At 63.9% G+C, this 25,842-nt stretch carries 17 protein-coding genes; 10 read left to right on the top strand and 7 right to left on the bottom strand.

Annotated elements, in window-relative coordinates; all coding sequences use genetic code 11:
- The first annotated feature begins 277 nt into the window (after positions 1-277).
- From DF200_RS07445 to DF200_RS07420, 6 genes are all read left to right on the top strand, one after another.
- Entirely contained in the window at positions 278-1,483 is a 1,206-nt protein-coding gene (locus DF200_RS07445) for a proline reductase-associated electron transfer protein PrdC (RefSeq protein WP_109137648.1), read from the top strand.
- A gap of 52 nt (positions 1,484-1,535) precedes the next feature.
- On the top strand, positions 1,536-3,320 hold the full coding sequence (prdA, locus tag DF200_RS07440; RefSeq protein WP_109137647.1) for a D-proline reductase (dithiol) proprotein PrdA: 1,785 nt from the start codon (positions 1,536-1,538) through the stop codon (positions 3,318-3,320).
- A 30-nt stretch (positions 3,321-3,350) separates the two neighbouring features.
- Complete coding sequence (locus tag DF200_RS07435) at positions 3,351-3,539, top strand: CBO2463/CBO2479 domain-containing protein (RefSeq protein WP_109137646.1); 189 nt, start codon at positions 3,351-3,353, stop codon at positions 3,537-3,539.
- Positions 3,540-3,638: 99 nt separating this feature from the next.
- Positions 3,639-4,376, top strand: a complete 738-nt coding sequence (gene prdB, locus DF200_RS07430; protein WP_109137645.1) for a D-proline reductase (dithiol) protein PrdB — start codon at positions 3,639-3,641, stop codon at positions 4,374-4,376.
- A 305-nt stretch (positions 4,377-4,681) separates the two neighbouring features.
- On the top strand, positions 4,682-5,260 hold the full coding sequence (locus tag DF200_RS07425; RefSeq protein WP_109137644.1) for a TetR/AcrR family transcriptional regulator: 579 nt from the start codon (positions 4,682-4,684) through the stop codon (positions 5,258-5,260).
- A 74-nt stretch (positions 5,261-5,334) separates the two neighbouring features.
- Positions 5,335-6,468: a proline racemase family protein gene (locus tag DF200_RS07420; protein WP_109137643.1), complete on the top strand. Its 1,134-nt coding sequence runs from the start codon at positions 5,335-5,337 to the stop codon at positions 6,466-6,468.
- A gap of 212 nt (positions 6,469-6,680) precedes the next feature.
- Here DF200_RS07420 and hypD read toward each other — a convergent pair whose 3' ends face one another.
- The 3 genes from hypD to DF200_RS07405 form a co-directional block, all read right to left on the bottom strand.
- Complete coding sequence (hypD, locus tag DF200_RS07415) at positions 6,681-9,107, bottom strand: trans-4-hydroxy-L-proline dehydratase (protein ID WP_109137642.1); 2,427 nt, start codon at positions 9,105-9,107, stop codon at positions 6,681-6,683.
- Positions 9,108-9,341: 234 nt separating this feature from the next.
- On the bottom strand, positions 9,342-9,506 hold the full coding sequence (locus tag DF200_RS10820) for a hypothetical protein (RefSeq protein WP_158275807.1): 165 nt from the start codon (positions 9,504-9,506) through the stop codon (positions 9,342-9,344).
- 188 nt (positions 9,507-9,694) lie between these two features.
- On the bottom strand, positions 9,695-10,477 hold the full coding sequence (locus tag DF200_RS07405) for a glycyl-radical enzyme activating protein (RefSeq protein ID WP_109137640.1): 783 nt from the start codon (positions 10,475-10,477) through the stop codon (positions 9,695-9,697).
- 283 nt (positions 10,478-10,760) lie between these two features.
- Between DF200_RS07405 and DF200_RS07400 the strand changes: the two genes are divergently transcribed.
- Entirely contained in the window at positions 10,761-11,651 is an 891-nt protein-coding gene (locus DF200_RS07400; RefSeq protein WP_109137639.1) for a DUF559 domain-containing protein, read from the top strand.
- A 427-nt stretch (positions 11,652-12,078) separates the two neighbouring features.
- Here the strand turns inward: DF200_RS07400 and DF200_RS07395 are convergent, their stop codons facing one another.
- The 3 genes from DF200_RS07395 to DF200_RS07385 all read right to left on the bottom strand — a co-directional run bounded on the left by DF200_RS07395 (position 12,079) and on the right by DF200_RS07385 (position 15,246).
- A complete protein-coding gene (locus DF200_RS07395) occupies positions 12,079-12,612 on the bottom strand; it encodes a cupin domain-containing protein (RefSeq protein ID WP_109137654.1) in 534 nt (177 codons plus the stop codon).
- A 119-nt stretch (positions 12,613-12,731) separates the two neighbouring features.
- Positions 12,732-13,670 carry an AEC family transporter gene (locus DF200_RS07390; RefSeq protein WP_170112496.1) on the bottom strand — a complete coding sequence of 313 codons (939 nt, stop codon included), beginning with the start codon at positions 13,668-13,670 and terminating at the stop codon, positions 12,732-12,734.
- A 151-nt stretch (positions 13,671-13,821) separates the two neighbouring features.
- A complete protein-coding gene (locus tag DF200_RS07385) occupies positions 13,822-15,246 on the bottom strand; it encodes an MFS transporter (RefSeq protein ID WP_206603426.1) in 1,425 nt (474 codons plus the stop codon).
- A 277-nt stretch (positions 15,247-15,523) separates the two neighbouring features.
- Here DF200_RS07385 and rpoB point away from each other — a divergent pair, with 277 nt between their 5' ends.
- Both rpoB and DF200_RS07375 read left to right on the top strand, forming a co-directional pair.
- Positions 15,524-19,150, top strand: a complete 3,627-nt coding sequence (gene rpoB / locus DF200_RS07380; RefSeq protein ID WP_109137637.1) for a DNA-directed RNA polymerase subunit beta — start codon at positions 15,524-15,526, stop codon at positions 19,148-19,150.
- A 113-nt stretch (positions 19,151-19,263) separates the two neighbouring features.
- On the top strand, positions 19,264-23,412 hold the full coding sequence (locus DF200_RS07375; RefSeq protein WP_109137636.1) for a DNA-directed RNA polymerase subunit beta': 4,149 nt from the start codon (positions 19,264-19,266) through the stop codon (positions 23,410-23,412).
- A 150-nt stretch (positions 23,413-23,562) separates the two neighbouring features.
- Here DF200_RS07375 and DF200_RS07370 read toward each other — a convergent pair whose 3' ends face one another.
- Complete coding sequence (locus tag DF200_RS07370) at positions 23,563-24,822, bottom strand: putative ABC transporter permease (protein ID WP_109137652.1); 1,260 nt, start codon at positions 24,820-24,822, stop codon at positions 23,563-23,565.
- Between the two features lie 193 nt (positions 24,823-25,015).
- Between DF200_RS07370 and DF200_RS11360 the strand changes: the two genes are divergently transcribed.
- Positions 25,016-25,780, top strand: coding sequence for an FHA domain-containing protein (locus DF200_RS11360; protein WP_439098321.1), 765 nt, complete (start codon positions 25,016-25,018; stop codon positions 25,778-25,780).
- Positions 25,781-25,842 lie beyond the last annotated feature (62 nt).

Genomic DNA, 25,842 nt, shown 5'->3' with positions numbered 1-25,842 from the left:
ATCAAGACCACCATCAAGATCGGCTACGGCTACCGCAACCTCGACAACCTCATCAGCCTCGTCATGCTCAAATGCGGAGGACTCGACCTACAACTCCCCGGACGCCAATAACCAGCAGGCCGGACCAGTGATCCACACCCACACAAACACCCGAAGAGCCGAAAATATGGCGTGTAACACGGATAGCTATACTTTATAAATAGAACACGTTCTAGAACAACGAATATATGAATTGGTTCCGGAAACGTGGACGGCAAGAAAGAAAGGGGTGGGTCTCATGACAGCACGACAGCATCACGTCATTCGATCCGCGGAACTGTTCGCCGAGGTGCCGGTCCGGAAGATAGCCGACGCCGACGCTACGCCGCTCGAAAAAATCGAGGAGTCCGGACTTGTCGGCATGGGTGGCGCCGGATTCCCCACGTTCAAGAAACTCAAGTTCGGCAAAGGCTGCGCAACGGTCATCGCCAACGCGGCCGAATGCGAGCCGCTGCTCGAACACAACACCGCCCGTCTTGAGACCGACGCCGCCAAGGTGCTCTCCGGACTGACCATAGCCATGCGGGAGGTCGGCGCCGAACGAGGCATCGTGGCGATCAAGCCGAAGAACATCACGGCCGTGCGTTCGCTCCAGGCGGCATTGGACGAGGCGGCGTCCGGCGAATACGGCTTCGACGTCGACCCGGACATCGAGATCGCCTTCCTCAAGGACCGCTACCCGGCCGGCGACGAACGCGCCATCGTGCGCGACGTGCTCGGCACGCTGCTGCCACCCGACGCCATCCCCAGCGCGGCCGGCGCCGTCGTCATGAACGTCGAGTCGCTGATGCGCGTGCACGACGCCGTCATCGGGAACCTGGCCGTCACCACCAAGGACCTCACCGTCGCCGGACACATCGAAGGCAGCGGCTTCGACGACGACGTCAGCATCGTCGTCTACGACGTGCCGATCGGCGTCACCGTGCGCGAGGTGCTGGCCGCGCTTCACGTGCACGAGCCCACGGCCGACGAGCAGATCATGATCGGCGGCCCGTATATGGGGCATCTCGGCTCGCTCGACGACACCGTGTCGGAGACCTGCGGCGGCATCATCATCGCCGGACCGGAGATTCCCGACCCCGGTCCCATGGGCATCATCGTGTGCGCATGCGGCGCCGGCGAGGACCGTCTCCGGGCCATCGTCAAGGCCAAGGGCGCACCGCTCGTGGACGTGCGCCTGTGCAAGAACGCCTGCCGGCTGCCCAACGGCCGGCTCAAATGCCGCAACCCCGGCATCTGCCCCGGCCAGGCGCAGAACATCATCGCCCTGAAGAAGGAAGGGGCCGAAAGCGTGCTGATCTCCCACTGCACCGACTGCTCCAACACGGTGATGCAGGTGGCCCCCAAGCTCGGCATGCGCGTTCACCACGCCACCGACGCCTTCATGAGGGCCGGCGACGAACCCATCATCCGCGCCTTCCGCAAGACCGTCAAGGCCGCGTGACCATAGCTTCCACAACGTACCATCATCAACAACCCAGGGAAAGGAACCAGAAATGTCGCTCTCCAAGGAAACGCTCGAAGCGCATCTCAACGATCCGGCGGTGCTGTGCTGCCGCCGACCCGCCGGCACCGTGCTGAGCGCCGCCGACTTCGAGGACCCCACGATCTTCCCCGACCTCGTCGACTCCAACCTCATGACCCTCAAGGAGGGCGGACTCACCATCCAGCAGGCGCTCGGCGCCACGCTCGTCAACGACGGCGAGGCGCTCACCCAGCTCACCCCCGAACTGCTCGACGGCGTGAAGGAGACCCCGGCCGCGGAACCCGTCGACGAAGCGGAGGGGCCCGAGGACGGCGTCGAGGAGCCGTGCTCCTGCTGCGCCGGGCCGGCCGCCCCGGCGGCGCCCGCGTCCGACGGCGACGTGCCCCTGCACCTCGACAGGGCCGAAGGCCTCGACCTCGTCTTCCCGGCAGGCGGCGCACCCGTCGCCGGAACGCCGGTGCCGCCGGCCTGCGCCGCGGCGCCGGTTCCGTCCCCGGCCGAGGAGCCCGCGCCCGCCGACAAGGTCATGCGCACCCTCGTCAAGAAGGACTATCCGGTCACCAAGGTCGAGCTCGGCGACGCCACATCGTACGAGGGCGGCGTGCTCACCATCGACGAATCCCTCGTCGAGGCCGCCAAGAAGGCCGATCCGCTGGTCAAGGACGTCGAGATGAAGATCATCGAACCGTCCGAACGCCACGTCTACTCCAACACCATCATGGACGTCATCCCCATCGCCGCCAAGGCCGAGGGCAAGCTCGGCGAAGGTGTGACCAACGTGCTCTCCGGCGCGGTCTTCGTCCTCACCGGCATGGATGAGGCCGGCGTGCAGGTGCACGAATTCGGCTCGTGCGAAGGCTACATGGACGAGAAGATCCGTTACGGACGACCCGGTTGCCCCGACGAAGACGACATCATGATCCGTGTGGACGTGAAGATCCAGGAAGGCACCGGCATGGAGCGCCGCGGACCGTTCGCAGCCCACAGCGCCGCCGACGTGATCGTGCACGCCTGCCGCGAGGCCATCAAGAAGCTCGACGGCGTCGAGCCCGTCAAGGAGGAGACGTTCAGGGACGTCCGCCGCGCCGGCAGGCCCCGCGTGGTGCTCGTCAAGGAGATCATGGGTCAGGGCGCCATGCACGACAACCTGCTCGTGCCGACCGAACCCTGCGGCGTCAAGGGCGGCCAGAAGAACGTCGACCTCGGCAACGTGCCCGTGGTGCTCAGCCCCAACGAGGTGCTCGACGGCGGCATCCACGCGCTTGCCTGCATCGGGCCCGCCACCAAGGAGATCACCCGCCACTTCTTCCGCGAGCCCATGGTCGAGGCCCTGCAGACCGACGAGGAGCTCGACCTGACCGGCGTGGTGTTCATCGGATCGCCGCAGGTCAACGACGAGAAGACCTTCGTCTCCGAACGGCTCGGCGCACTCATCGAGGCCATGGAGGTCGACGGGGCGATCGTCACCACCGAAGGCTTCGGCAACAACCACATCGACTTCTCCGAGAACATCGCCGCCATCGGCTCGCGCGGCGTGCCGGTCGTGGGCGTCACCTTCGCCGCCTACCAGGGACAGCTGGTCGTCGGCAACAAGTACATGGACGCCATGATCGAGCTCAACAAGGACCCGGAGGGCTTCGAGAACGAGATCCTCGCCGACAACACCACCACCCCGGAGGACGCCGATCGCGCGATCCTGATGCTCAAGACCAAGATGGCCGGCATCCCGATCGAACCGCCGGAGCACAAGTGGGACGAGTCGGTCATCGAGGCCAACAAGCAGCTCGTCAAGTAGCCCATCCAAACACACGATGAAGGAGACGTCATGCAGGTGGAACTCAAACCGCTCCTGCTCAAAGGGGTCATCAAGGAAGTCACCGAGGTCGGCGTGCGAATCGGCGTCAACGGGCGCATGGGCGTGCTCTCGCTGCCATTGCGGCTGGTCTACACCGACAAGCCGCTCGCGGTGGGTGAGGAATGCGAGTTCTACCTCAGCTACGTCAACGTCATCTGACCACGCGTCCGTACGACGCCGACCGACACGGCATCGCGCAACACCCACACCCACATCCACGCAATCACCAACGTCATTCACGAATCAAAGGAGCACATCATGCCTACCGCATTCAAGCTGACGACAGCCAAGGGACTCAAGTCCGAAATCTACGTGCCATGGACGCCCAAGCCCGTCTGGACCCCGCTCACCAAGCCGCTGAGCGAATGCAAGGTCGCGTTCATCACCTCCGGCGGCATCCACAAGAAGGACCAGACGCCGTTCAACACCGCCGGCGACTGGAGCTACCGCGAGATCCCCAGCGACACCCCGTCCGACCAGCTCATGGTCACCCACGGCGGATTCGACAACTCCGACATCAACAAGGACGTCAACGCCATGCTGCCCATCGACCGCCTGCGCGAACTCGTCAAGGAGGGATTCATAGGCTCGCTCGTCCCCACCTTCTTCGGCTTCATGGGCGGTGGCGGCAACGTCGACAAGTTCGAACACGTCACCGGCCCCGAAATCGCCAGGAAGCTCAAGGCCGAAGGCGCCGACATCGTGCTCGCCACCGGCGGCTGCGGCACCTGCCACCGCTCCTGCACACTCGTGTTGCGATGCTGCGAGGAGGCCGGCATGAGCACCTGCATCATCGCGGCCCTGCCCCCGATCGCCCGCCAGCAGGGCGCGCCGCGCATCACCGCTCCGCTCGTGCCGATCGGGTCCAACGCCGGCGAGCCCAACAACCCGACCATGCAGATGGGAATCCTCAAGGACACCCTCAACGCGATGGAGGAGTTCGACCACTTCGGTCAGATGAAGGCGTTGCCGTACGAATACCGCCACAACGTCTGATCCGTCCGGTAGTCCGGACCGTCCGATCGTTAAGCAGTCCGGTAGTCCGGACCGTCCATCGACGGCGGGGCGTACGTCGCATGACCGTCGCCCCGCCGCATGATACGTCGGTCGTATGAATCGGGGACGGTCGGACGCATGGGCGCCGCGGACGCCCGATCGGACAAGCAAACCAATCCGCATGACCGATCCGGTCGCATCCGTGCAAGGCGGCGGGACACGTCCAAACGATACGGTTCTATGATGGAGTCACATCTACGTAACGGCTCCATGACGGAACACGGGGCGAAAGGCGGGACCTGTCCATGGCACGAGACGCACGAGGCAGCATCATCGACGCTTCCTGGGACCTTTTCAAGGAAAAAGGCTACGAGAAGACCACCATCGATGACATCATCGCCAAGGCGGGAATCGCCAAAGGCACGTTCTACCATCATTTCCAAGGCAAATCCGCGCTGTTGGGAACCCTGAGCGACGTGTTCGACGAGAAATACCGCGAGATGGACACCGAACTCGACCCCGACGGATCGGTGGTCGAACAGGTCCATTATCTCAACGTGCAGATGTTCGGCTGGATCGAACGGCATGTGCCGGTCGAACTGCTCGGCGCCCAGCTGGCGTCGCAGCTCAACGAGCGTGGAGACCGGTCACTGGTGAATCAGGACCGCTTCTATTTCGCCATCCACCGCAGGCTTTTCGCACGCGGCCAGGACAGGGGCGAGATCACACGGGACTATTCCACGCATGACATTGTCCGCCTGTATGCGATGGCGGAACGATCGATGCTGTACGACTGGTGCCTGCATCAGGGCTCGCAGCCGCTGGTGGGGGAGCCCACCCGGATCGTCGCCGAAGTGCTCGACCGCTTCGTGCGGCACCTGTAGCGCCGCCCACGGTCGCGGGCTCGGCCGGCTTCGATCCTCCGCAGGCGTAATCAGGCGCCGAACCGAGGAGATGCATGATGAACGTTGCCGGCATGATACAGGTTCCGTCCACTTTCCACACCAAGACGCTGGCGGCGGCGAAGGCCGTCCTCGACGATGCGATGTTCGCCTCCAGTCCACGGCTGACCACCGTGGAATCGCATACGCAGGGCGAGCCCACGCGCATACTCGTCGGCGGGCTGTCCGCGCTCGACGCCGAGCCCAGCGCCATCGCTGTGCGCGACAAGCTCATCAACGAATACGACGGCATCCGCAAGATCCTCATGCTGGAGCCACGCGGGCACCGCGACATGTTCGGCGCGATTCTGTTCAAGCCCACGCGGCCCGACGCCGACCTCGGGGCCGTATTCACCGATTCGGGCGGATACCTCAACATGTGCGGGCATGGTTCGATCGGCGTCTCCACGTTCGCCGTCGAATCCGGCCTCGTGACCGGCCGATACCCGTCGTTCGCCGCCATCGCCGACGACGACATCGACGTGCATCTCGACACGCCCGCCGGGCTCATCACCGTGACCGTACACGTGCGCGGCCACGAGGTGAAGAACGCCACGCTCACCAACGTGCCCGCGTTCGTCGCCATGGACGACGTGACCATCCACGTGGACGAGCCGGGCATCCCCGTGCACGACGTCAAGGCCACCATATCGTTCGGCGGCAGTTTCTTCGCGCTCGTGGACTTCGACTCGCTCGGCCTCGGCTACGACATCGAGGCCGCTCATTCGCAGGAGATCGCCGACATCGGCATGGCGATCCTGCGCTCCGCACGCGAACAGCTCGACGTGCGGCATCCGCTGGTCGACATTCACGGCGTGGATTTGGTGGAGTTCGGTCAGGTCGACGCCGCGACCGGACATTACCGCAACGGCGTGGTGTTCGGCGGCCGGCAGGTGGATCGTTCCCCCTGCGGCACCGGTACGAGCGCCAAGCTGGCCACGTTGGTGGCGCATGGCGAGATGGAGATCGGCGACAGTGCCGTGTTCGAGTCGATCACCGGTTCGAAGTTCATCGGGTGCCCGGCTTCGCGCACCACGGTTGCCGGCCACGAGGCGATTGTGCCGCAGATCACCGGCAAGGCGTTCATCACCGGCGTCAGCACCTTCGAGATCGACTCCACCGACATCTATCCCGAAGGGTTCCTGGTGTGATGCCGGTTCCCCGTGCGGGTGACCGGTCCGAAAGCGATATCCGCGGCGTGCGGTTCCAATGACGCCTCGACACGGCGGGGAGGGCCGCGGCCGCTGGGATTACCGCTGGGATCCGTGGTCTGGCTGATGAAGGCGTTGGAGGTCGGACCCGGAACGGAAAGGTCCTTGGATTCGTACGAATCCAAGGACCTTTCTTCGCTATTCGGAGGATGTCACAGACTCTGCTCGGTGCGGGCGATGATCTCGTCCTGCAGGGCCTTGTCTAGGTTGTTGAAGTAGTCGGAGTAACCGGCCACGCGGACAATCAGATCCTTGTACTGCTCCGGATGCTTCTGCGCGTCGATCAGCGTGGCGCGGTCGATCACGTTGAACTGGATGTGATGGCCGTCCATCGCGAAGTAGCTGCGAATCAGGGCGCTCATTCCGAGAATGCCCTTCTTGCCGGCCACCACCTGCGGCGTGAACTTCTGGTTGAGCAGCGCACCGCCGGTCTTGAGCTGGTCCATCTTGGCGGCGGAGCGGATCACGGCGGTCGGCCCGTTGATGTCCGCGCCCTTTTCCGGCGCGATTCCGTCGGGCAGTGCGATGTGCTCGTGGCGTCCGTTCGGGGAGGCGATCATCGTCTGGCCGAAGTACACGTGGCAGGTGGTCGGCAGGAACTCCACGATGGTCTTGGAGCCCTTCGGGGTCGGGCGGCCCGCCACGATCTTCTGCAGCGACTCGGAGACCTCGCGCAGCACGTCGTCGGCGTAGTCGTCGTCGTTGCCGTACTTCGGGGTGTGGTTGAACACCTGGTCGAACATGTCGTCGTAGCCCTTGAAGTCGGCCTCGCAGGCGGCGAGCACCTCATCCATGGAGAAGCGCTTGTCTTCGAAGACCTGCTTCTTGAACACGGTGAGCGAGTCGGTGACGGTGCCCATGCCCACGCACTGGATGTAGCTCGTGTTGTATCGGGCGCCGCCGCAGTTGTAGTTCTTGGCCTTGGCGATGCAGTCGTCGGTGATCACCGACAGCAGCGGCACGGGCAGCGTGTCCATGAACAGCCGCTCGATGAGGTTGTTGCCGGCCACCTTGATGTCGGTGACGTACTTCAGCTCCTTCTCGAACGCGGCGTAGAGCTCGTCAAAGCTCGTGAAGTCGCGCGGATCGCCGCAATCGAGGCCGATCTTCTTGCCGGTGTAGTGGTCGTAACCGCGGTACATCACCAGCTCCAGCACCTTCGGCACGTTCAGGTAGCCGGTGAGCACATAGGCCTCCTTGCCGGCGGTGCCGGTCTCCACGCAGCCGGAGGCGATGCCGGCCTCGCGGGCGTCGTCGAGCGACTTGCCCATGTTCAGCAGTTCCTGGATGATGGCGTCGGAGTTGTAGAACGCCGGCTGTCCCCAGCCCTTGCGGCTGATCTTCACGGCCTCGTGCAGGAAGTGCTCCGGGGTCTTGCGGCTGATCTGCACGTTCGAGCTCGGCTGCAGCAGCTTCATCTCGTCCATGACCTCAAGGATCAGGTAGCTCACGTCGCTCACGCCGCAGGTGCCGTCCGGGCGCAGTGCGCCGGTGTTGAAGTTGCAGAAGTCGGTGTAGGTGGCGGACTCCTTCAGCGTGATGCCCACCTTCGGCGGGGCCGGCTGGTTGTTGAACTTCACCCACAGGCACTCCAGGTATTCGCGGGCCTGCTCGCGGGTGAGCGTGCCGGCGGCCACCTCACGGTTGTAGAACGGCTCAAGATGCTGGTCGAACTTGCCGGGGGAGTAGGCGTCCCAGTTGTTCATCTCCGAGGTGACGCCGATGTGGGTGAACCAGTACATCTGAATCGCCTCGCGGAAGGTGCGCGGCGCGTGGGCGGGCACGCGGTCGCACACCTCGGCGAGCTGTTCGAGCTCCTCACGGCGCACCGGATCGTCGCATTCGGCGGCCTTCTCTCGTGCCAGGGCGGCGTAGCGCTGGCCGAGGACGATCATGCCCTCGCACACCAGATGCATGGCCTGCAGCTCGGACTGCTTGTGCTCGGCGTCCATGTCGTTGTTGTAGTCGATGGCGGCGAGCTCGTCGTCGATGCGCTTCATGAAGTCCGCGTAGCCGGCCTTGTAGATCTTGCCGTCGGCCACGGTGTGACCCGGGCCGCGCTGGGCCATGAACTCGGTGTACATGCCGCCTTCGAACAGCAGATGCCATTCCTCGGGCAGCATGTTCATCATCTTGGTCATCGAGGCGCGATCCTGCCAGAACGGGATGATCACGTCGCGCTGGATTTCCTTCTGCTCCTCGGTCACCGAGAAGGAGACATGCTCGCGGTTGTTCATGTTGTCGAGATCCTCAAGGCTGTGGCAGCACAGTTCCGGGAAGGTCGGCGCGGACTGCGGGCCCACGCCCTTCTCGCCGACGATCAGCTCATCGTCGCCCAGATACAGCGTGCGCTTCTCCATCAGAGTCTTGAAGAAGATGCCGCGCAGCACCGGCGTGGGAACCTTGCCTTCGTACTGCTTGTACACTTCGGTCTCGATGAGTGCGCGTTCGAGCGAGATGCTCGGATGCGTGGTCTCGCTCAGCTCGCGCAGGCGCTTGGTGCGCATGGTGGAGCCGCGCTTCTCGTCCCAGTTGATGCCGGTGTCGACGCCGGTCGGTGTGATGGTTGCGGTGGTCATGATTGGTGAATCCCCCTGAGATTGCGGATATTGAAGATATGGATATAGGTATGGGTATGTAGGAAAGGGACGGCGTACCGTCGTTCGTTCGGGTCGGCTATGCCGCTCGTGCGGGATGACGATGCCGTTCGACGGAACGGGGAACCGGTCCGGCCGTGATCGGCGGGGCGTCGCCTTCGCTGAGGTGAAAATCGGCTGGTCGCCGGATGCCGGGCGCCTCTATGCGCCTGACGGTTATTTGAGAATGGTTTCCGCGCCGCTTCGTGCGCCGGGATGGCCCTGGCTGCGCTTGCGCGAGCGCATGCAGCCGTCCATGAGGCCGAGAACGCGGGCGGACGCGGAGAGCGGCGAATCGAATGCGGCGTCGATCGTGAAGACGCCGTCAGTGAAATCGTTCATCGCCATGCCTCCCTCCGGTTTGCGTTGCATTGCGGCTATCGTAGCGCCGTCGTGTTATGCGTGTCGCGACCGATGTAACAGGCCTGCAACACGACGATCGGCTTCGGTGCCGATTATGGCACGGACGGCGGCCAAAACCACGCCGCCCGTGTTGCCATCGTCTACCCGTCCGACCGTCCTCGTGGGCGCTATCCGCCGATGGTCACGTTGTCGTAGAACTTCTCTATCTCGGCCTTGACCTCCTGCATCTGCTCGTCCGAGGGCACGTCGAAGTAGATGGCCTTGCGTCCGAGCTTGGCGTACTTGTCCATGCCGTACTTGTGGTAGGGGAGGATGTCCACCTGCTCGACGGGGATGTGGTTCGCACGCAGCCACAGCATGGTGCGTTCGATCATGTCCTTGTCGGTGTTGATGCCGGGCAGCATGATGAGACGCAGGAATATGCGCGCGTTGTTCTTGGCGAGGATCCGGAGGTTCTTCAATACCAGATGGTTCGAGCCGCCGGTATAGCGTTTGTGCAGGTCGTCGTCGATGAATTTGAGGTCGTAGAGGAAGAAGTCGGCGTAGTCGCACATCTCCTCTACGGTTCTGGAGGCGGCGACCCCGCATGTGTCGATGCCGATGCTGATCTCCTGCTCGTCGAGACGGCGCACGAGCTCCATGATGTAGTCGTGGTCCATGGCCAGCACCTCGCCGCCGGAAAGCGTGACCCCGCCGCCCGACTGGTCGTAGATCATGTGGTCCTTGAGCACGTCGTCGACGAGTTCGTCGATGGTGTATTGCCTGCCGACCCGTTCGATCTTGCCGTCCTTGCCGGTCATGGTCTCGGGTGTGAACAGCTGGCTTTCGGGATTATGGCACCATTCGCAGCGCAGCGGGCAGCCCTTGAAGAAGATCGTTGTGCGTACGCCCGGGCCGTCGTGCGTGGAGAAGTGCTGGATGTTGAATACGTATGGCGTTCTGCCTGACATATCGTTCCTCCCCTGTCTCGTCGTGGATGCCGTCGTTGGAGGGCCTGCCGCCGATATCGGTTGGACCGTGGTGCATACGACGTTCTTGTTCGGCTGCCGTCATCATACGCCCGGCGTATGTTACCGGTTTCTGACATGGCTACACGCGGTCGTAACAATGCCGGGGCGGCCGGCTTGCGTCATGGTTGCCGGCCTTTCGTCTCATCGTGGGGATGGGGGCTCCGGTTGTCCACATTGTCCCTGTGGGTTGCACCGCGGTTTATGGGACGCATAGCGTGGGGCCATGAGCGATGGATCCAAGGCATTACGCGAACTGACCGATGCGAAACACCGGAGAATGCGGGTCTGCTCCGAGGCGATGGAGCGGACCCGCAACGAGCTGGTGTTCGATTTATGCACCTCGCTGGAGCTGCAATCGGTGGAACCGCCCAGGGATTCGGTGCTGAACAAGGATATATGCCACGCGGCGGTCCGGAACCCCGCCGAGCGGTACAACCTGGATGGCGTGCGATTCCACCATTACGCCCGTGGATTCGGCGTGACGCTTGTGGAACGGCGATTCCGCTGCGTGGCTCTACCGGACGTATGGATGCACTACGCCGCATTCCTTCCTTTGGACGAGCTCGTGGTGCTTACCGACAATCTGATGAGACGCGACGGGCGGTTGAAACGTCTTACACTTGAGCACCTCTCCCGCGAACTGGAGGAAGGCGGGAGATTCAAGGGGGTGCGCCGATGCCGTCAGGCGTTGCGCCTTGCCCGGGAGGGAACCGATTCCTCCTATGAGACGCGCACACGCAACGCGATAACCTGCTGGAGCCTTCCGGTACCCGAGGTGAATGTGCCGGTTCCCCGAGGGGATGGCAAGGGGTTCTATTACCTCGACATGGCGTATCCGCAATGGAAAATAGCGATTGAGTACGACGGGGAGCATCATCGATACCAGTGGAAGGACGACAGTCGGCGTCGTGAGGAGCTGGAGCTATGGGGATGGATAGTGATCACGGTGTTCTACGAGGATCTTAAGGACGAGGAATCGCGTAGAAGGCTTGCCGAGCGGGTGGCCGCACGCATCGAACAGGTTTCGGGGAAGCGTATTGGGCTTGTGCATCATCCGATCGAGTGGGTGGCCGATGGCCGACGGTGGCGCTACGGCACGTTGCAGGGGAAGTGAGGCGGCTATCTCCGTTTTGGGAGTACATCTACGGCTTTGCGGATATCAATCTTTATTTTGGGAGTGTTACGATTCTGCGACGCCGGATATGGCCGTTGGAATTGCAGTGATCGTATCCGGGGATTGCCGGATACGGCACTCCAAAAGTGAGGATTGGTCTCTGCAGGGTGCGGGAAAACACTCCCAAAACGAAGATTGATGGCCCTTTGCTTTCCGGAGTGCGAGCGATGCGTCATGGCTGGATTCGGATGGCACGGCTGGACCCGCTGAAGTGCATCCGGCTTCGGACGATGCAGCCGTTGACGTTGCGGAAGCCAGGACTGTGTCGTGTCGAGGTCTTGCCGTGGATGGCCTCGGTCTTGGGCAGCCTCCTTCGGAGCGGATTTGTGCTGGTGCCGCGTCTGCTATTGTGCCGTCCCCGCGGTTGTCAGCGGGCGCGGTCCGCGAGTGTGAAGCCGTTGAAGGTGAATCCGGGGGAGACCACGCAGGAGACCAGTGCGTCTTCATTCCCGGGGATGGTTCGCTGCCAGATGCCCGCCGGCACGATCGCGTGGCCCGTCACCGAGACGGGGAGTGTCGCCGTACGCAGCCCTTCCCCCAATGTGATGCGTCGGACAGCCCTGGGATCCGGCTCGTTCCCGTCGCCCGCCAGCTCAAGCGTCACGGTGCCCGGTCCGTGCCATAGCCATAGCTCGTCGGCATCCACCCGATGCCAGTCGCTGTAATCGCCTTGCGGCAGCAGGAAGTAGATCAGCGATGCGAGCGGCCGGTTGCCGACTACGGTGGAGACACCGGGTCGCGTCGCGTCGGTGAGGTCGGACGGGGCCGAAGACGGGGACTGCCAGTCGCGCACATACCATCCGCCCTCCGGATGCGCCTGCAATCCCAGACGGTCGATGACCGAACGGGAGTAGCCGCTCAGCGGCGGGATGTCGTGCACCGGACGGACGGGGGCGCGCATGGCGGCATGGTCGGCCGTCGGACTCGCATTCGTATCGGGGTTCTTGCTCATGGTTGTATTCCTAGTCGTTCGTGATGTCGTCGGCGTGACCGGCCTGTCGCGATGCTGACGGCTGGCGATCAGCCGAGCAGGGCTGCGATGGCGAAGATGAAGATCGGTGACGACAAGGTGCTCAGTAGGATGCCGTCGCGCGCGATCATGGTGCCGGCATCGTATCGGGCGGCGTAGTTGTAGACGTTCTGCGCCGTGGGCAGGGCGGCGAGCACCACGCATGCGTACAGGTCATGCCCCTGGAAGCCCATGGTGCGGGCGATGGCGAACGCGATCGCCGGCATGACCGCGTTCTTCAGCAGCGCGGCGGTGACGGTGGCCGCACGGTTCGATCCCCTTCCCAGCGGTTTTGAACCATGCAGCGACATGCCGAACGCCATGAGAATCAGCGGCACCGCGGAGTTGCCGACGATATTGATCGGGTCGTAGATGTAGCTCGGCACCACGAACCACCCGACCGCATCACTGATTGCGGACACGACGATGCCGATCGTCACGCCGATGAGTATGGGCTGCCGCAGCGGCTGGGAGGCGATGGCCTTCGCGCTCACGCGGCCGCTGGATGCCAGATCCAGCGAGGTGAGGGCGGCCGGCGTGAACAGCACCTGCTGGATGAGTACGATCGGCGTGACCGCCGCCGGATTACCAAGAATATATGTGGCGATGGGCAGTCCGATGTTGTTCGCGTTCATATACATGGAATCGAGCACACCGATGGTGGCGTCGGTCGGTTTGAGGTGGAAGACCGAGGCGTTGAGGGCGAGGAACACCGCGCCGGTGATCACCGCGCACGCGATGGCCACGGCTATCGATGGCTTGAACACGTCGGACAGATGCTCCTTCGACAGGATCGCGAACATCAGGCATGGCGTGGAGACGAAGTAGCTGAACCGGTTGAGCACCATCTGCGCGGTCGGGCCGCCGATATGGAACCGTGCCGCGATATAGCCGATGAGAATGATGATGCCGATGACGCAGAACCCCTGCATCGCCGCGATAAGCCCCATGCTCGTGCCTCCGATCGTTTCGTGCGATGCGGGCGACGCGCCCGCCATTGCGTACCTTACCGCCGAAGGCCGCGGGAGGTCATGCGGGTTTCCGGTGATTTCACGTATTACGATGCGTATGGGGCGTCCGTGGCGGCATTGAGGGGCGTCTCTACAGGCTTTCGAGATCCCGCCCCCTGGTCTCCTTGGCGAAAAGATAGATGATCGCTCCGACGACCAGACATGCGCCGAAGAAGGTGAACGCCGTGGTGATGACGGCGATGTCGATGTTCTGGGAGACGAAGTCCCCGCCGACGAGCGCGCCCATCAGCGCGGGGCCGACGATTTTCGCGGTGGCGCCGATGCCGTAGCCCAGTCCCAGTCCGGTGGAGCGCACGTTGTTCGGGAACTGTTCGCCGCCGAAGGCGTTGAGGATGCCGAACACGCCGTCCGCGAACGTCATGATGACGAGCACGGCGATGTAGAACTGCCAGCCTGAGTCATGGAAGATCGCGGCGTGGAAACAGCCGGCGGCTCCGATCATGCCGAAGACGAACATGGTCAGACGGCGGCCGATCATGTCGGCGAGCCAGGCGGAGGCGAAGCGGCCGATGCAGTCGGCGACGGACACGCCCATGAACAGGTAGGCGACCGTCCGGGTGGGGAAGCCGAAGGCGTCCTTCAGCAGGGTCTGGCCCCAGGATTGGATGGCGAATCCGCCCATGATGAAGCAGAACGAGCCGATGGAGACGATGGCCAGGGAACGCAGGTGGTTTCCGAACAGTGCGGCATAGGCGGATCGCCGTTCGCCGCGGACGGTCCCGGAGACGACGCCGGGCAGGTCGCCGACTTCGTCCGCCGGGATCTCCATGGCCCATGCGAGCGCCGCGCGCGCCTCGCCGTCCTGGCCTTGGGACTGGTGGAAGCGCGGGGATTCGGGCACGGTCCGCAGCCAGAGCAGCAGCAGTGCGGGGGCGGCGCCGAGTGCGAGAAGCGCCCGCCAGTTCTCTCCCACGACGCCCTGGGCCACGGAGCCGAGCAGCAGTCCGAGGGGGATGAACACGGAGGCGAGTCCGGAGAGCAGGCCGCGGTGCCGTGCGGGCACGAACTCCTGCACATATGGGATGGAGGTGATGTTGAGTCCTCCCACGCCGATGCCGACGCCGACGCGCAGGATGGCGAGCGGCATCCATGCGCGGTCGGGGAGGAAGACGGAGAGGATGGTGAACGCCACGAAGCAGACGACGCACCATTGGAATGCGTGACGACGGCCGAACCTGTCGGCAAGGCGCCCCCACATGATCGAGCCGATCACGGTGCCCAGGCCGGAGCAGGCGAGGATGACGCCCGCCTCCATGCCGGTCAGTCGCCATGCGTCGGTGAGCAGGGAGACGACGAATCCCACGAGGAACATGTCGAAGAACTCCGCGATGTTGCCAAGGACGACGAGGCCGATGAGGCTTTTCTGATGGCCCGTCAGCGGACGGGAATCCATCTGCTCGTATGCGGTCATGCGTCGCCGGGGCGCGTCCGTCGTGGATGGCGTCGTTTTGGATGATGCGGTCGTGGATGGTGTTCCTGAAGTGCGTTCGGTCATGCTGTCCCCTTCCCATGATTGTACGGCGTGATCTCGCCGTCCCGGTCGGCGGTTCCGTTCAGGGTTCCGAAGCCGGGCGTGGGATGGGAAAGTCCAAGAAGTATACGTGTCAGCTTGCGCGACACGCGCGAATGTGCTAATCTGATTTGCTGATTAGTGACGTGTGTCATATAGCGGGCATGCATCAAACTGGGGGAACCGCCCGCGAAGATTGTAGTTCCGCGGCAGCTGTTCCCTGACGTATGGAATAACAGCGAACGAGAAGGACCATCCCATCTTGGCTGCCGAAAACACACAAGCAAGCACCACTAAAACCTATGCTCGCGCCGATGAGCATGACATCGAGCTGCACAAGGCCTCGAACCGCGTGAACTTCGGTTCCATCAAGGAGCCCATCGACGTCCCGTACCTGCTGGGCGTGCAGACCGATAGCTTCGACTGGCTCATCGGCAACGAACGCTGGAGGAAGCGCGTCGAGGAGGACGAGGCCAACGGCACCAACACCGTGCCCCACACCTCCGGTCTCGACGAGGTCTTCAGCGAGATCTCCCCGATCGAGAACTTCGCCCAGACCATGAGCCTGACGTTCTCCAACCCCTACTTCGAAGAGCCCCGCCACACCGTGCAGGAGTGCAAGGAGAAGGACTACACCTATTCCGCGCCGCTGTACGTGAACGCCGAGTTCTGCAACAACGACACCGGGGAGATCAAGTCGCAGACCGTGTTCATGGGCGACTTCCCGCTGCAGACCCCGCACGGCACGTTCGTCATCGGCGGAACCGAGCGAGTCATCGTCTCCCAGCTCGTGCGCTCCCCGGGCGTGTACTTCGACCGCAGCCGCGACCGCTCCAGCGACAAGGAGGTCTTCGGTGCGAAGATCATCCCGAGCCGCGGTGCGTGGCTTGAGTTCGAGATTGACAAGCGCGATGTGCTCGGCGTGCGTGTGGACCGCAAGCGCAAGCAGTCCGCCGTCATCTTCCTTGAGGCCATCGGCATGACCGAGCGCGAGATCAACGAGGCCTTCGAAGGCTACCCGTTGATGCGCGACGCCCTCGCCAAGGAAATGGACGCCATCACCCCGAAGGACTCCAACGGCAAGCCGCTGATCGACCAGCGCCCGAACGACGAGGAGATTCGCAACCACGCCCTCACCGAGCTGTACCGCCGCATCCGCCCGGGCGACACCGCCACCCCCGAGGCCGGCAAGAACCTGCTCGAATCCTTCTACTTCAACAACAAGCGCTACGATCTGGCTCGCGTCGGCCGCTACAAGATCAACCGCAAGCTGGGCCTCGAAGGCGATGTGAACGACCGCAGCCTCAAGCTTGAGGACATCGTCGCCACGCTGAAGTACCTGATGACGCTCCACGAGGGCAAGGACAAGTTCGCCGGCAAGCGCGACGGCGAGGACATCGAGCTGCGCGTCGAGACCGACGACATCGACCACTTCGGCAACCGCCGCATCCGTCAGGTCGGCGAGCTGATCCAGAACCAGCTGCGCACCGGCCTGTCCCGCATGGAGCGCGTGGTGCGCGAGCGCATGACCACGCAGGACGCCGAGGCCATCACGCCGCAGTCCCTGCTGAACATCCGTCCCGTGGCCGCGACGATCAAGGAGTTCTTCGGAACGTCCCAGCTGTCGCAGTTCATGGACCAGAACAACCCGCTGGCCGGCATCACCAACAAGCGTCGTCTCTCCGCGTTGGGCCCCGGCGGCCTGTCGCGCGACCGCGCCTCCATGGACGTGCGAGACGTGCACCCGTCCCACTTCGGCCGCATGTGCCCGATCGAGTCCCCCGAAGGCCCGAACATCGGTCTGATCGGCTCGCTCGCCACCTTCGGCCGCGTCAACCCGTTCGGCTTCATCGAGACGCCGTACCGCAAGGTCGTTGACGGCCGGGTCACCAATGACGTCGTCTACATGACGGCCGATCAGGAGAACGACCACGTCATTGCCCAGGCCAACCAGGAGCTCGACGACGAGGGCCGTTTCGTCCATGACGACGCCCTGGCCAGGGCCAATGAGGAAGAGGCGGTCGACGTCCCGGTCAGCTCCGTGGACTACATGGACGTCTCCCCGCGTCAGATGGTCTCCGTCGGCGCCTCGCTGATTCCGTTCCTCGAACACGACGAGGGCCACCGAGCCCTGATGGGCGCCAACATGCAGCGTCAGGCCGTGCCGCTCATCAAGTCCGAGCGTCCGCTCGTGGGCACCGGCGGCGAATGGCGCGCCGCGGTCGACTCCGGCGACGTCGTGCTCGCCGAGAAGGACGGCGTGGTGACCTACTGCTCCGCCGACATGATTCGCGTGATGAACGACGACGGCACCACCAGCTCCTACAAGCTGGCCAAGTTCCAGCGCTCCAACCAGACCACCTGCTACAACCAGGTGCCGCTCATCCACGAGGGCGAGCGTGTGGAGAAGGGCTCCGTGCTGGCCGATGGCCCCGCCACCGAGAAGGGCGAGATGGCCCTGGGCAAGAACCTGCTGGTCGCCTTCATGCCGTGGAACGGCTACAACTACGAGGACGCCATCATCATCTCCCAGCGTCTCGTGCAGGACGACACCCTCAGCTCCATCCACATCGAGGAGTATGAGATCGACGCCCGTGAGACCAAGCTGGGTGCCGAGGAGATCACCCGTGACCTGCCGAACGTGAGCGAGGACGCGGTAAGCAACCTCGACGAGCGCGGCATCGTCCGCATCGGCGCCGAGGTCGAGGCCGGCGACATCCTCGTCGGCAAGGTCACGCCGAAGGGCGAGACCGAGCTGACCCCGGAGGAGCGACTGCTGCGCGCCATCTTCGGCGAGAAGTCCCGCGAGGTGCGCGACACCTCCCTGCGCGTGCCCCACGGCGAGACCGGCACGGTCATCGCCGTCAAGGAGATCACCAAGGAGGACGCCGAGGAGGACGGCGACGAGCTGCCCACCGGCGTGAACCACATGATCCGCGTGTACATCGCACAGCACCGCAAGATCACCGTGGGCGACAAGATGGCCGGCCGTCACGGCAACAAGGGCTGCATCTCCCGCATCCTGCCGGAGGAGGACATGCCGTTCCTCGCCGACGGCACCCCGGTCGACATCATGCTCAACCCGCTGGGCGTGCCGTCCCGAATGAACCTCGGCCAGGTGCTCGAACTGCACCTCGGCTGGATCGCCCACGCCGGATGGGACATCAACATCGACCCGAACCTTGAGGCCGAGTGGAAGAAGCACATCCCCGCCGGTGCCGAGAAGGCCGATCCGAACACCCCGGTCGCCACCCCGGTGTTCGATGGCGTGCATCAGGACGCCATCAACGGCTTGCTGAAGACCACGCTGCCGAACCGCGACGGCGACAAGCTCGTCGGCGACGACGGCAAGGCCGTGCTGTTCGACGGCCGTACCGGCGAGCCGTTCGGCAAGCCGATCTCCGTGGGCTACATGTACATGCTGAAGCTGCACCACCTCGTGGACGACAAGATCCACGCCCGCTCCACCGGCCCGTACTCGATGATCACCCAGCAGCCGCTGGGCGGCAAGGCCCAGTTCGGTGGCCAGCGATTCGGCGAGATGGAGGTGTGGGCCCTTGAGGCCTATGGCGCCGCCTACACGCTGCACGAGATGATGACCATCAAGTCCGATGACGTCGACGGCCGCGTGCGTGTCTATGGCGCCATCGTGAAGGGCGACAACCTGCCGTCCGCAGGCATTCCGGAATCCTTCAAGGTTCTGCTCAAGGAAATGCAGTCCCTGTCCCTGAATGTCGAGGTGCTCAACGCCGAGGGCGTGGCCATCGACATGAAGGAGGAGGACGACGACCCGGTCTCCGCCGCGGACGATTTGGGCTTCAACATCGGCGCCCGCCCCGAGGCCGGTGCCAGCGCCCCCGCCGACTCCGAGGAGCCGCAGTACCGCTGACGGCTCTCCGGCCACTAGCACACGTCCGACGGCACGGCATCGATCGACCCGTGCCATGCCGTCGGACGCAACCCACGTGAAGCAGTAAAATTTTTCGACAGACAGGACATAGAGTGCTGGACGTTAATGCATTTGACAAACTGAGGATCGGCCTGGCCACCGCCGAGGACATCCGCAACTGGAGCTACGGCGAGGTCAAGAAGCCCGAGACCATCAACTACCGTACCCTGAAGCCGGAGAAGGACGGTCTGTTCGGCGAGCAGATCTTCGGACCGACCCGCGACTGGGAGTGCGCCTGCGGCAAGTACAAGCGCGTGCGCTTCAAGGGCATCGTGTGCGAGCGATGCGGCGTCGAGGTGACCAAGTCCCGCGTGCGCCGCGAGCGCATGGGCCACATCGAGCTGGCCGCCCCCGTCACCCACATCTGGTTCTTCAAGGGCGTGCCGAGCCGTCTCGGCTACCTTCTCGACATCCCGCCGAAGTATCTGGAGAAGGTCATCTACTTCGCCGCCTACATGGTGACGAGCGTGGACGAGGAACAGCGCCACAAGGACATGCCCGACCTGCAGGACGAGTTCGACCTGCGCATCCAGAACCTGGAGAAGGCGCGCGACAACGCCATCCACGAGCGCGCGGTCAAGCTTGAGGAGGACCTCTCCGACCTTGAGTCCACCGGTGAGGCCTCCTCCACGGCCAAGACCAAGCTCAAGAACGGTGCCGAACGCGATCTGAAGTCCATCCGCAAGCGCTACAACGACGAGATCGCCCGTCACACCGCCGTATGGGACCGCTTCCAGAGCCTCAAGCCCGGCGACATGGAGGGCGATGTGGACCTGTGGCGCGAGATGGTCGACGACTACGGCGACTACTTCGACGGCTGCATGGGCGCCGAGGCCATCAAGAAGCGTCTGCACGACTTCGACCTCAAGGCCGAAGCCGAGAACCTGCGCAACGTCATCGCCACCACCAAGCAGGGCCAGCGCAAGGCCCGCGCCCTCAAGCGTCTGAAGGTCATCAACGCCTTCATCTCCACCGGCAACAGCCCCGAGGCCATGGTGCTTGACGTGATCCCGGTCATCCCGCCGGACCTGCGCCCGATGGTGCAGCTCGACGGCGGCCGCTTCGCGACCTCCGACCTCAACGACCTCTACCGTCGCGTGATCAACCGCAACAACCGACTCCAGCGACTGCTGGACCTCGGCGCCCCGGAGATCATGCTCAACAACGAGAAGCGCATGCTTCAGGAGGCCGTCGACTCCCTGTTCGACAACGGCCGCCGCGGCCGTCCGGTCACCGGCGCGTCCAACCGCCCGCTCAAGTCGCTTTCCGACATGCTCAAGGGCAAGCAGGGCCGTTTCCGTCAGAACCTGCTCGGTAAGCGAGTCGACTACTCCGGCCGTTCCGTGATCGTCGTCGGCCCGTCCCTCAGGATGCACCAGTGCGGCCTGCCGAAGCCGATGGCGCTTGAGCTGTTCAAGCCGTTCGTCATCAAGCGTCTCGTGGACCTCAACTACGCGCAGAACATGAAGAGCGCCAAGCGTCTCGTTGACCGCGGCGACTCCGAGGTGTGGGGCGTGCTTGAGGAGGTCATCTCCGAGCATCCCGTGCTGCTCAACCGTGCGCCTACGCTGCACCGTCTGGGCATCCAGGCCTTCGAGCCGATCCTCGTGGAGGGCAAGGCCATCCACCTGCCGCCGCTCGCCTGCGCCGCGTTCAACGCCGACTTCGACGGCGACCAGATGGCCGTCCACCTGCCGCTGAGCGCCGAGGCCCAGGCCGAGGCCCGCTCGCTGATGATGGCGTCCGACAACATCCTCAAGCCCGCCGACGGCCACACCGTGACCATGCCGTCCCAGGACATGATCCTCGGCCTCTACTACCTGTCCACGGTGCTTGACGGCGCCAAGGGCCAGGGCCGTGTGTTCTCCTCGCTGGACGAATGCCGCATGGCGCTCGACCTGCACGAGATCGACCTGCAGGCCGAGGTGCTCATCCGCATGCCCGCCGACTTCGTGCTGCCGAAGGATTGGGAGCCTCGTGAGGTCAAGGTCGTCGACCCCCGCGAGGGCGAGGACGACGTGGCCAGGGAGGAGCGTTTCTCCGACGGCTCCGTGCTGTTCGCCACCAGCTACGGCCGCATCCAGTTCAACAGCACCCTGCCGGTGGACTACCCGTTCGTCAACTACCAGGTGGGCAAGAAGCAGCTGGGCAAGATCGTCGACGACATCGCGTCCCGCTACTCCACCCAGCAGGTCGCGGCCTCGCTGGACGCCCTGAAGGACATGGGCTTCACCCGCGCGCCGTGGTCCGGCGTCACCTTCGCGTTCTCCGACGTCATCGAGCCTCCGGAACTCGACTCGCTCGTCGACGACGCCGAGGAGGAGGCCCACAAGATCAACGGCAAGTACAGCATGGGTATGCTCACCGAGGCCGAGCGTCGCCAGGAGCTCATCGACCTGTGGAACGAGTGCACCGACAACGTGTCCAAGGCCGTGGAGAAGAGCTTCGACCCGCAGAACAACCTCTCCATCATCGTGCGTTCCGGTGCACGAGGCAACATGATGCAGATCAACCAGATCGCCGGCATCCGTGGCCTCGTGGCCAACCCGAAGGGCGAGATCATCCCCCGACCGGTGAAGTCCAACTACCGTGACGGTCTGACCGTGCTGGAGTACTTCATCTCCCAGCACGGCGCCCGCAAGGGTCTGGCCGATACCGCACTGAAGACCGCCGAGTCGGGCTACCTGACCCGTCGTCTCGTCGACGTCTCCCAGGACGTCATCGTGCGTGAGGAGGACTGCGGCACCAAGATGGGCCTGCCCATCAAGGTGGCAGAACGAGACGACGACGGCAACCTCGTGCTCGTCTCCGCTGCCGACGGCGGTCCGTACTCCCGCCTGCTCGCCGCCGACGTCATCGACCCGGCCGACGGCAAGACCGTGCTGTACAAGCGTGACGACGCCCTGTCCATGGACGTGCTCAACGACCTCGTCGCCCACGGCGTGGAGGAGGTCAAGGCCCGCTCCGTGCTCACCTGCGAATCCAAGCGCGGCGTGTGCGCCAAGTGCTACGGCTGGTCCATGGCCACCAACAAGCTCGTGGACGTCGGCGAGGCCGTCGGCATCGTCGCGGCCCAGTCCATCGGCGAGCCGGGCACCCAGCTGACGCTGCGCTCCTTCCACTCCGGTGGCGTGGCCGCCGCCTCCGACATCACCCAGGGTCTTCCCCGTGTGACCGAGCTTTTCGAAGCCCGCAAGCCGAAGGGCGAGGCCATGATCGCCGAATACGACGGCACCGTGAAGGTGGAGGACAACGAGACCGGCCGCCAGGTCATCCTGACCCCGGACGATCCCGAGGCCCGCGACCAGGACGGCAACAAGGTGGACCAGTTCACCTACAAGGTGACCAAGCGCGTGCCGCTGCTCGTGAAGGACGGCGAGCACATCAAGCGCGGCACCAAGCTGTACGAAGGCTCCGTGGACCCGAAGCAGATCCTGCGCATCATGGGCGCCCGCGCCGCGCAGATCAACATCGTGGAGGAGGTGCACACCGTGTACCGCTCCCAGGGTGTGGACATCCACGACAAGCACATCGAGGTCATCGTCCACCAGATGCTGCGCCGCTACACCGTGCTCGACTCCGGCGACACCGAACTGCTGCCGGGCGAGCTCGTGGACAAGTCCCGCTTCAAGGAGATCAACAAGGCCGCCGTCAAGGCCGGCAAGAAGCCCGCCACCGGCCGTCCGGAGCTCATGGGCATCACGAAGGCCTCGCTGGCCACCGACTCGTGGCTGTCCGCGGCCTCCTTCCAGGAGACCACGCGCGTGCTCACCGAAGCCGCCCTGAACCAGAAGGTCGACGACCTCAAGGGTCTCAAGGAGAACGTGATCATCGGCAAGCTGATCCCCGCCGGCACGGGCCTCGCCCGCTACCGCAACGCCAAGGTGGAGCCCGACAAGGCCATCCGCGACACCATCTACCCGAGCTTCGGCCTGAGTGATGACGACGGGACCAATCTCAACGACCTCACCGACGCCGACCTGAACGATGTGGACTTCTCCAACATCGACTTCGGCGACCTGAGCCTCGGAGACGACTTCAACCCCGACGACTTCCTCAACGACCTCGGCGGCGACTCCGAAACCGACGCCGGCCACGAAACCGGTGACGGCCACGACGCCGACGCCGGCCACGGCATCGACCTCGGCAACCTACCGGCCGATGACAATGACGGATCCGACGACGACGGCAGCATCAAGTAGCCGATAGTCGCACGACAATACGGGCCGGTCATCCCATGGATCACGGAATTCTCACGGATCCATGGCATGACCGGCCCGTTTCGTTCGAGAGGGGGAGGGGCGGGATCACGAACCGTTGACTACATGCGGCCGGTCACTACATGTATCCGGCTACATACGCCCGGTCAGCGATGGATTCATCGTCATCGTCTGGAATCGTTGCCGCATGTACTCGTCCCCGTAATGCCGCTGGAAGAACAACTCCACCGGCGATCCGGGTTGCAGTCCGGCTGCACGCGAATACCAGCAGTCCAGCGCCATCAGCGTCATCACGCCGTCGACGAACAGCAGCACGAACACGGCGACCGTCAGCGAATACCGCCATTGCCAGGGGATCCTGTTGATGAGCTTCAGCAGCCTCGGCAGCGCGAGCCTCACCCAGACCAATCCGAGCAGCCCCCACATCAGCATGTATCTGCCGCTGGTACGGCCGTCCACCGACAGCCATTGCCCCGTGTAATCCCATGCGGTGATACCGAACGCCGTCTCCATGAACCAGCTGACCGCGAACTCGAACGATCCCCCGATGATCGCGCTGGCGATGAAGATCAGCAGCGGATTGCTGTCCCACAGCCGGTTGAGCAATACGGTGAGCAGCACGGCGCCGAATCCGTAGATGGGGGAGAACGGCCCGTACAGCAGACCGGCCCTGTCCTGCCATTCGCCGTGGTACATGACGAAATGGTAGACGGTCTCGATGCCCAATCCCACCACACAGGCCACGACGAACACCCAGAACAGGTTGAAGAAATCCAAGGCGATGTATCCACGCCCGGACAGGTCGCGACCGACCATGCCGATCTTCGCCTCGGCCTCAAGACGGTCCCGTTCGTCGAGACGACGCAACGCACGCTGGATACGTCGTTCGTCCCGCAACGTCGGATCGGCGACGACGGATATGACCACCAGCAGGACCAGCTGCGCGAACGACGGCAGCAGCGACGGTCCCAGACCATACAGCTCCAGGTTGGACAGTCCCTCCAGCAGCGTCAACGGGATCAGCGCATACGCCCATCGGGCCGCATATCGCCGTCTATTGCGCACCAGCAGCACGCCGAACACGATGAGCGCGGCGCTGTTGGCCACCAGCACCGCCGCATGGACGCAGGACAGGATGAACGTCAGCGTCGGCCGGATGTCCGTCATGTCGAGTCCGTCGACGGTGTCGACGATCACCAGGACCAGCATCGGCAACGTCACCAATCCCACCATCAGACACAATGCGCCGTAGATCCTCGCCGTCAGGGGGAGACGTCGTTCGTCGATCGACGGTAGGGCGTCCAGCGTTGTTTCGGCCGCCGTGATCGACGTCGACATGGCGATCGCGTCGGCCAACGTCCTGCGCGTTCCATCCGTGATGTCGTCGTTCATGATGGCGTCGTTCGTGATGTCGCCGTTCTGCTTGGGTTCGTTCGTCATAATGAATACGAGCCTACCCCGTCGTGCGGGAAGACGCAGCCATGCAGGAAGACGTCATCATGCGCACGCAGGGGAATCGTCGATCGGAACGACGATGGGCAAGAAACGGCGGAAGATTCTTCACCGTATGTGGTAGGAATGAAATATGACTTCTCACATTCCATATCCGCCGCCGCCGGAATTCGGCTGGTACGACGATGACAATACCGTTATGTCGGACGCCTCCGCGGCCACGGACGCCCCCGACACCGCGCAGACGGACGGGAGCAGGCGTCCCGTGGGGGACGACGCCGTTCCCGCCGGACAGGCCGTCCAGGAGGCCTCGGCATCCAGGGCCGTTCAGGCGACCCAAGACGCCCCGGCCGGTCAGACGCCCGCCGAAAGCGGTCCGAGCGCCTTCGACGTGGCGGCTGCCGCGCCCATGGACCTTGGCCGGAACGTCGCCGCGGACACCGCCATGACCGCGGCACAGTCCGCCACGACCACGGACACCGTCACAACCACGTCGGCGTCCGATGATGACGACGAGGATTGGGACAGCACCGTGCTCTCCTCGTCCTTCACCAAGGAGCCGGAGCATCGTTACGAGCTGCACAACGAGGCGACCGGGCAGACCGTGATCCTGGAGAAAAGCACGTTGCTCGGCCGCAAGCCCAGCCGGAACCTGCCCGAAGGCGCCACCTCCATCAAACTCGCCGACCCGACGCGAACCATCTCCCGCAACCATGCCGCCGTCAGCTTCGATAAGGACGGCAATCTGTGGCTGGAGGACTATGGCTCCCTCAACGGCACGTTCCTCATCGTCGATGGGGAGGAGTCGCAGGTCGTCAAGGGAACGCCCGTGCAGGTGAGCGTGCCGTGCACCGTGCGCATCGGCGACCAGTTCTTCTCCCTCGACAAGGCGCAGTGACGACAAACAAGGCACAGTGACGACAAACAAGGTGCCGTGACGGCAAGTTGCAACGTCGCAGT

Source organism: Bifidobacterium catulorum (genome assembly GCF_003129925.1).
Taxonomy (GTDB): domain Bacteria; phylum Actinomycetota; class Actinomycetes; order Actinomycetales; family Bifidobacteriaceae; genus Galliscardovia; species Galliscardovia catulorum.
This window is presented reverse-complemented; position numbering and strand designations above follow the sequence as displayed.